Genomic DNA, 7,935 nt, shown 5'->3' on the forward strand with positions numbered 1-7,935 from the left:
GCGCGCGGCCCGTGGCGCATCTGCGTGAACATGGACTGCCCCGGCAAGGAGAAGAAGCCCGCCCGCGGTAAGGCGGGGGCGAAGAAGCCGGCGGCGAAACCAGGCACCAAGAAGTCCGCCGCAAAAAAGGGCGCTGCTGTCAAGAAGCCCGCCGCGAAGAAGACAACGAAGAAGGCGTAACCTTCAAAACGCCTCAAAACCTCAAATCGCTCTCTATCCCGGGTGGCATAAGCCGCCCGGGACTTTTATCCCGGGTCACCCTAATCGCCATGCTCACGGTGCTCATAAAGCGGTTCATATGCGACGGTGGACTCCACCTCGCCGTGTACAGGCCCGTTCCCACCGCGACGCAATTCTCGTCCGAGACGGTGGCGCGCTATCAGCGCATCTCGTGGACGATGAGTTCCGGCGCAACCTCATCGAGGTGCAGGTGCCGCTCGAAGCGTCTGCACCGATAAAATGGCTAAAAAATACCGTTTTGTATCGCAGGGGCAGTTGACGGCGCTCATTTCGGCACAAATGCGCCCTGTTACGGGGCGCGTCGCGCCGCGTGAGCGGCGCGCGGGTCTCCCTCGCTCACCTGAGCTGCGCTTTTGTTTCCCTGGGATTCCCACGCTCGGGCAGGCTCCGAAGCAAGGCGATACAAAACGGTAATTTTTAGCCAGTTTGCTGACTTTTGCATGACGCGCGCCACTGGTTAGCTCTTTGCGAGCCAGTCCGCGGGTGCAATCCGCCGCCGTTTTACGCCGGTTCGTCTCCGAACGCCGATGCGTGCCCTATACTCAGATTACTGTTGCGACTTCTGCTGACATGTACGGTTCTACTGCTGCCTTTACAAGGTAACTAGTGGCATGGTAGTGCGGTAAGCGGCAGGACTCCCGCCGATGCGCATTCAAGGCAGATTCCACACGAGAGAATGGATATCGACCTGTATCGATGTTTATCTGAGAAACACCGGGCGCGGTATGATGGATGCTCGTTTGGTTCACACGAGGGGCGTTATCTATGACACCAGGCCTGTTCATATCTGTTGAGGGCATTGACGGCTGCGGTAAGTCCACGCAAGCCGGCCTGTTAGCGCGTGCGCTTGAGCTCACGGGGTGCGATGTGTTGCGTCTGCGTGAACCCGGTGGCGTGGCTATCTCCGAAAAGATCCGCGCGATTCTGCTCGATCCAGCCAATGTCGAGATGGGCGACGTTTGCGAGCTCCTGCTCTACGAGGCCGCACGCGCGCAGCTCGTGCATCAGGTGATCTGCCCTGCGCTCGCCGCCGGTCGTGTCGTGGTGTGTGACCGTTTCTACGACTCCACCACAGCCTATCAGGCCTTTGCTGATGGGCTCGAGCGCGCGATGGTTGCTCAGGCAAACGAGCTGGCGGTCGATGGCTGTCATCCGGATCTCACGCTCGTGTTCGACCTTCCGGTTGAGGAGGCTCTGCGTCGTCGCTCGGGGCGAGATGGGGCAGAGGACCGTCTCGAGCTCAAGGGCCTTGAGTTCCAGCGTCGCGTTGCCCAGGGGTTTCGTGCCCTTGCCGAGGAGGAGCCCCGCCGCGTGAAGCTCGTCGATGCCACTCATTCCGTTGCGGGGGTGTTCGAGAACGTTGTGCGCGAGCTACGCGCAGCGGGCCTTGACGTTTCTGATGAACACGTCGCCGCGGCGCTAGCCGAGATGGATGGGGCGAACGAGAGCACCCTGTTGCCTTCCACGTCTACTGGGGAGGTCTGCTGGCAATGATCAAACGGCCTGTATCTACCGGGGAGGTTCGCTAGCCATGTCGGATCACCTCGCTCCCAACAGCCTCCTCGCCAAGCTCGATACGCAGCCGCGCGTGCGCGACTTCCTCGCGCGCGCCGTGGCCAGTGGTCGCGCGAGCCACGCCTATTTGTTCCTGGGCTCGCCCGGTTCGGGCAAGCTCGACGCCGCCTGGGCGTTGGCTCAGGCGCTCCTGTGCGCTGAGGAGGCCATTCCAGGCGCTTGCGCGGCTTGCGACGACTGTGCCCGCGTTTCCCGCCGCACGCACCCGGACGTGCACTACTTTGCTCCCGAGTCCGCCACAGGCTACCTCATCGCCCAGACGCGCGACCTGCTCGAAGACGTCGCGCTTTCGCCCATCCGCGCCAAGCGTAAGGTCTACATTGTCGACCGTGCCGAGCAACTTCGTGCGAATACGGCGAACGCCCTGCTCAAAACGCTCGAGGAACCGCCGGAGAACGTAACGTTCATCCTGTTGGGCACCAGCTCGGACGTCATGCTGCCCACTATCGTCTCGCGTTGCCAGTGCGTGCCGTTTCGCCCACTGTCCACCGACGAGTCCACTACCGCGGTTGCGCGCGCCACGGGTCTGCCGCCTGCGCGCTGCCGCATGGCAGTGGCGGTTGCCGGTAGCCCTGCCCGTGCGGTGGAGTTCCTCAAGTCCGCCGATCGCCAAGCGGCCCGTCGTGCCATGGTCCGCGCGGTCGATGCGCTTGCCCACGCGGACGAGGCGGACATCCTCGCCTCGGCAAAGGAGCTCATGGGGGTCATTCACGCGCCTCTCGCGGAGGTCAAATCAACCCAGCAGGCCGTGCTCGAGCAAAACCAGGATTACCTTTCCCGTGGTGCTTTAAAGCAGCTGGAAGACCGCAACAAGCGCGAACTGAACGCCCGGGAGCGTTCGGGTATCATGGAAGCGCTGGCAAGCGTGCGCTCGCTGCTCCGTGACGTGCTTATACGGCTCGAAGACGCGCATAACGCTCCCGTTAACGACGATGTTCTCGATGTGGTTGAGCGCATTGCCTCGGACACGACGACGACCGGGGTGACCCTCGCCCTCGACGCGGTTTCGTTGGCGGAGACGCGCATTGCCCGCAACGTAACTCCCCAGCTGGCCATCGAGGCCATGCTCTTCGATATCAGGAAGGCGCTCAAATGCCCGTAGTTGTTCCCGTCAAATTCGCGTTCGCCGCGCGCGAGCTGTGGTTCGATCCTCGCGACCTCGACATCCTCGAGGGCGATCACGCCATCTGCACCACCGAGCGCGGTACCGAGATCGGCCTTGTCACGGCCGACCCCTTTGAGGTCGAGCCGGACGAGCTCGCCGCACCGCTCAAGCCCGTTGTTCGCATCGCCACCGACGCGGACCTCGATCGTGCCGAAGATCTGGCTGATGCCGGCGAGGATGCGATGTTCGACTTCCGTCGTTTGGTGGAGAAGAACGGTCTCGACATGAAGCCTGTGGGCGTCGAGTACCTGTTCGGCGGGGAGAAAGCCGTCTTCTACTTCGCTGCCGAGGACCGCGTGGATTTCCGCCAGTTGGTCAAGGACCTCTCCGCCCACTTCCACGTGCGCGTGGACATGCGCCAGATCGGCGTGCGTGATGAGACCCGCCTGCAGGGCGGGTATGCGACATGCGGTCAGGAGCTGTGCTGCACCCGCTTTGGCGGTCAGTTTGAGCCGGTTTCCATCCGCATGGCCAAGGAGCAGGACCTGCCGCTGAACTCCGCCAAGATCTCGGGCGTGTGCGGCCGCCTTATGTGCTGCCTGCGTTATGAGTTCGAGGCCTACAAGGACTTCAAGAGCCGCGCCCCTAAGAAGAAGACGCTTATCGACACCCCGCTGGGCAAGGCGCGCATCATGGAGTACAACACCCCGCGCGAGCAGCTGGTGCTGAGGCTCGAGAACGGCAAGGTCTTCCGTGTCGACCTCGCCGACATGTCCTGTACCGATGAGAACAAGGAGCGCTGCGAGAGCCAGGGCTGCGCGTGCCGCCCCGACTGCGTAACGCGTGACGTCCTCGAGCGTCTTGAGTCGCCTGAGCTCGCCCTCGCCCTCATGGAGCTCGATCGCCAAAATGGCATCGATGTCGGCGATGGCCTCGACCGCGCCGACCGCATCGTCGCTTCCGGTCCGACTCCGCGCCGCAAGCGCATGCGTGAGGAGGAGGCGGCAAAATTTGAGAGTGCGAGCTCCGGCAAGTCTGGTCGAGGCCGCAAGGGTGCTTCCAGCGCTGCGCCCGCCAAGGGCAAGGGCCAGGATCGCCCTGCTTCCGCCGATGAGGTCCCGCCGCGCCGTCGCCGTCGTCGCTCGTCCGCAGGCGAGGAGAGCGTTCAGGCCGCTCCCGCCGTGGACGCCTCCGTGTCTGCCGAGGGCTCTGCGGGCGGTCGGCGCCGCAGGCATCGCGCCAGCGATGAAGCAGGTGCCACGTCGCGTGCGGGCGGCGTCCGTTCCGCTTCGACGGCGGGGGAGGCCGCTGCGGATGTGACGCCTGGTCGCAGTCGTCGCCGCAAGCATGTGGCCTCGAACGACACTGCACCTCAGCGAAGCGAATCTGCAAACGAGGCCGGTTCGGGCGGACAGCGTCGCAAGCGCTCCCGCAAGCCCGAGATCCCCTCTGTTGCCGACCAGCTTGCCGAGGGCAACGTCAAGGTTCAGCGCCGTCGCCCGGGTGATGGGGGAGGTACAGAGGCGCAAAACCGTTCCGCCGGCTCTTCTGGCAACGCTGAGGATGCGCCCAAGAAGCGCCGCCGTCGCTCGCGTCGTAAGCCCAAGCAGGATGGGGCGGACGGCTCCGATTCTGCGGCACCGCGGACCGAATAGGTGGGTGCCTGCTCAACAGGCGCGCACGATGGAACGGCACGCCCTCCCTCGTCAACACGGGGGAGGGCTTTTTGATGCGTCGTGTCGGGATTGTGCAAGGTGGGGGCGAGCGTGTGGGTGGGCGCGTGACAGGGCTCTTGCGGGAGCTTGCCGAGCAAACGTTGGAGCTGCTCTCGCCCACGCGCTGCGCGAGTTGCGAGGCGCCCGGTGCCCTGGTGTGCGATGCCTGCCTGCGGGATATGGTGCGCATCAATCCGGCGCACGCCTGCACGCGATGCGGAGCTCCGTATGGGAGCCTGCTTTGTACGGAATGCCAAGGGGACGAGGTCGAGCTCGACCGGTGTCTTGCCGCCGTGGTGTTCGATGGGCCTCCCGCACGTATCGTCCGTGCGTACAAGGACGGGGGAGAACGGCGGCTATCCACCGAAATCGCGTGCATCATGCACCGTGCCGCGCGCGAGGCCGAGCTCACGGTGCCCGCACGGTACGGAGGGCTTCTTTCGCGGGTGGACGCGGTGACGTTCGTCCCCGTGACCTCATCGGCATACCGACGCCGCGGATTCGACCACATGGAGGCTATCGCCTGCGATTTTGCGGATGCGAGTTGCCTGCCGCTCATCGATGCCCTGGTGAAACACGGCTCACTCGACCAGCGAGAATTGGCGCGCGAAGAAAGACTTGCTCGCTCACGAGGGCAATACGAGGTGGTCGCTCCGGTTGGTGGTATGCGGGTCCTGCTGCTGGACGACGTCATTACCACGGGCGCCACCATGAACGCCGCCGCCCACGCGCTCAAATGCGCCGGAGCCGCGCGTGTAGACTGCCTTGCATTCGCCCGCGTGTGGTGATGTGTAAAAATGCACCTGTCCCCTTTTACACACCCCTTGCAACCTGCGGTATAATGCCGCGAAGTTCCTTCCAGGCTGTGGTTGCGGGAGCGCGCGAGCGAAAAACGCCGTGCGCTCCCTAGTCCAAGACAGACGCGGTCAAAGGGATCCACGTAAGCCGAAGCGTGCGCGCGGAGGCGATCATGGCGCGTCCTAGAGGTCAGTCGCACCGTCCGTCCTACTTGTTTTTGAGGCAATAGTGCCTCGCGGGCGAGCGGGCTAGTCGTGATGCCGCCGCGGCGGTTGAGCAAACGTCCCAGTGCGCAGGTGTGGGGTCAAAAACCAGGTCAGCTGGGGGAACATCGATGGAAAACGCCTGCGCGCGGATGCGTCAACGTGCGCTCGCAGGCGAGGCAGGGATGTTGGGTTGAGTCGGGGGCGAAGATGGTGCGCAGCATGGTGCGGCGGAACTGGGCAAAGGGCGGCAGGTCGTGGAGCGTGTTGCTCGCGGCGGGAGCATGCGCGTGCGCGCTGACCCTCGGCTTGAGCGGCTGTGTGTTCACCACGCCGCCGCGCGCCGAGGTGAAGCGGGAGCGTGTTGAGCCCTCACTTACCTCGAGCGACTTAGTGAGCGAGGGGTATCTGACCGTTGCCATGGATACCACCGAGGCTCCCCAGGCGATGATCGAGACGGATGGAACGCCGTCGGGCTATTACGCCGACGTCGCTCGTGCGCTCGCCGAGCGCCTGGGCCTCGACCTCAAGGTCGTTTCCTCCGCCGATGCCCCGGGAACCCTTTCCGATGGCGAGGCCGATATCTTTCTCGGCGGCAAGTCGACCGACGATGACGAGGAGATCGTCATTGCCGGGAATCTGCTCGAGGATGGCTCGTCCCTGTTCGTGCACAATGAGGACGGCTCCCTTGAGTCGCCCGCGCTCGACGCAGACTCCCTTTCCGGCGCGGTGATTGCCGTCCAGGGGGATTCCGCCTCACAGGACGCGCTGGTGCGCGGCGGCGTAACCGCGACGTTCAAGACCTACTCAAATGTGAACGAGTGCTTTGAAGCCCTCGGTTCCGGTGAAGCGGAATACGTCGCCTGTGACGCGACTGCCGGCGCATATCTCGCCCGCGCCTATCCGGGAACCGTCTTTGTGGCGACACTGAGCTCGCTCGCTTCGTACGGGCTCATCCTGCCGGCAGACGGGGGCAACCTCGCCAGCGCCGTTGAGGACGCACTCGCCGCCATCGAGAGCGATGGCACGCTCGATGCTATATATCGTTCCTGGTACGGGTCTCTGCCTTTTGGCCTTTCAAACGAGCAACTCGCCGGACTCTCAGCTTCCACTGATGATGCCTCCGAGGACGAGGCGGTCGACTCTGGGGAGGATGGAGAGCTGGTGATCGAGGGCGACCTCAACGCACTCGACTAGCCACAAGCGGACCCTCTCGGCGCGACAATTCGGCAATCGGTTCACATGCTCCAGTCAACGGGAGTGCGACGGACTCGCGTGTGGAAGTGCCAATCTTGGGTACAACAAGGACATGGTCCTATCCCCGGATAGATTGGAAACACGTATGGATATCAAGGTCTCCGGTCGCAAAACGACGGTAACCGATGCGCTGCGTGCCCATGTCGATGAGAAGATCGGCGAATCCCTCAAGGTGTTCGACATCGAGCCCATGACCGCCGACGTGGTCTTGCGCTACGAGAAGAACCCTTCAAATCCCAACCCCGCCATCGTCGAGGTCACCGTTCGCGCCCGTGGCTCTGTGATTCGCGTTGCCGAGCATGGTGCGGACATGTACGCCGCCATCGATTTGGCGGCAGACAAGGTCACTCGCCAACTGCGCAAGTTCAAGACGCGCGTGGTCGATAATCGCCAGCAGGGTCTGTCCGCTGCTGACGTTGCGCCCGTTGAACCCGTTGCCGACCTGGCCGACCTGCTCATTCCCGAGGATGACGACGAGCAACTCGTCCGTGTCAAGGAGATCGAGCTCACCCCGATGACCGAGGAACAGGCACTCGTTCAGACCGATCTGCTTGGCCATGATTTCTATGTGTTTGAGAACAGCACGACGGGTTTGGTCAATGTGGTGTATCACCGTAAGAATGGTGGATACGGCATTATCAAGCCCAAACTTGAGGTAGAGGGCGAGTAAAATAGCATCCATTGCATGATTTGGATGGCGGTCATCCCATGTGGGTGGCCGCCACTTTGTTGCGAAAGGCATGCACATGGAAAAAGCTCCCGTCGCGATCGAACGTCCCGGCAAGTGCCGAATCGTCATCGATACGTGCGCTGACCTCTCGCCGGAGGTCGCTGCGACGCTCGACGTGGATATCTTGGGATTCCCCTACATCCTCGACGGTGAGGAATTCACCGATGATATCTGGACATCGATTACCCCCAAGGAGTTCTACGACAAGCTCCGCGCAGGTTCCAAGGCGTCGACATCCGCCGTTTCACTCGGCCGCTACATCGAGTTCTTCACGCAGTGCGCCGAGGAGGGGACGCCCACGGTGTACCTGTG

The 7,935-nt window shown here is 63.1% G+C and carries 8 protein-coding genes; all 8 read left to right on the forward strand.

Going from position 1 to position 7,935, the window contains the following annotated elements; translation table 11 throughout:
- Positions 1 to 180, forward strand: a 180-nt coding sequence (locus ACT8II_RS08890; protein WP_443813866.1) for a hypothetical protein, incomplete at its 5' end; no start/stop codon positions are given.
- 825 nt (positions 181 to 1,005) lie between these two features.
- Positions 1,006 to 1,734: a dTMP kinase gene (tmk, locus tag ACT8II_RS08895; RefSeq protein ID WP_443813868.1), complete on the forward strand. Its 729-nt coding sequence runs from the start codon at positions 1,006 to 1,008 to the stop codon at positions 1,732 to 1,734.
- A gap of 37 nt (positions 1,735 to 1,771) precedes the next feature.
- Positions 1,772 to 2,917 (forward strand): DNA polymerase III subunit, encoded by a 1,146-nt coding sequence (locus tag ACT8II_RS08900; protein ID WP_443813870.1) that lies wholly within the window; start codon positions 1,772 to 1,774, stop codon positions 2,915 to 2,917.
- Positions 2,908 to 4,575, forward strand: a complete 1,668-nt coding sequence (gene ricT, locus ACT8II_RS08905) for a regulatory iron-sulfur-containing complex subunit RicT (protein WP_443813872.1) — start codon at positions 2,908 to 2,910, stop codon at positions 4,573 to 4,575. Before ACT8II_RS08900 ends, ricT begins: the two co-directional genes overlap by 10 nt.
- A 74-nt stretch (positions 4,576 to 4,649) precedes the next feature.
- Entirely contained in the window at positions 4,650 to 5,423 is a 774-nt protein-coding gene (locus ACT8II_RS08910) for a ComF family protein (protein WP_118652613.1), read from the forward strand.
- 435 nt (positions 5,424 to 5,858) lie between these two features.
- Positions 5,859 to 6,833: a substrate-binding periplasmic protein gene (locus ACT8II_RS08915; RefSeq protein ID WP_294122022.1), complete on the forward strand. Its 975-nt coding sequence runs from the start codon at positions 5,859 to 5,861 to the stop codon at positions 6,831 to 6,833.
- 145 nt (positions 6,834 to 6,978) lie between these two features.
- Entirely contained in the window at positions 6,979 to 7,563 is a 585-nt protein-coding gene (gene hpf / locus ACT8II_RS08920; protein ID WP_118652615.1) for a ribosome hibernation-promoting factor, HPF/YfiA family, read from the forward strand.
- A 76-nt stretch (positions 7,564 to 7,639) separates the two neighbouring features.
- The coding region (locus tag ACT8II_RS08925) for a DegV family protein (RefSeq protein WP_443813875.1) at positions 7,640 to 7,935 on the forward strand (296 nt) is incomplete at its 3' end.

The organism is Collinsella sp., assembly GCF_052346665.1.
In the GTDB taxonomy this organism is placed as follows: Bacteria; Actinomycetota; Coriobacteriia; order Coriobacteriales; family Coriobacteriaceae; genus Collinsella.

What these genes read in the sequence shown, in the direction of transcription:
- tmk (WP_443813868.1), top strand. Translation starts at nt 1,006, where the DNA reads ATGACACCAGGCCTGTTCATATCTGTTGAGGGCATTGACGGCTGCGGT.
- ACT8II_RS08900 (WP_443813870.1), top strand. Translation starts at nt 1,772, where the DNA reads ATGTCGGATCACCTCGCTCCCAACAGCCTCCTCGCCAAGCTCGATACG.
- ricT (WP_443813872.1), top strand. Translation starts at nt 2,908, where the DNA reads ATGCCCGTAGTTGTTCCCGTCAAATTCGCGTTCGCCGCGCGCGAGCTG.
- ACT8II_RS08910 (WP_118652613.1), top strand. Translation starts at nt 4,650, where the DNA reads ATGCGTCGTGTCGGGATTGTGCAAGGTGGGGGCGAGCGTGTGGGTGGG.
- ACT8II_RS08915 (WP_294122022.1), top strand. Translation starts at nt 5,859, where the DNA reads ATGGTGCGGCGGAACTGGGCAAAGGGCGGCAGGTCGTGGAGCGTGTTG.
- hpf (WP_118652615.1), top strand. Translation starts at nt 6,979, where the DNA reads ATGGATATCAAGGTCTCCGGTCGCAAAACGACGGTAACCGATGCGCTG.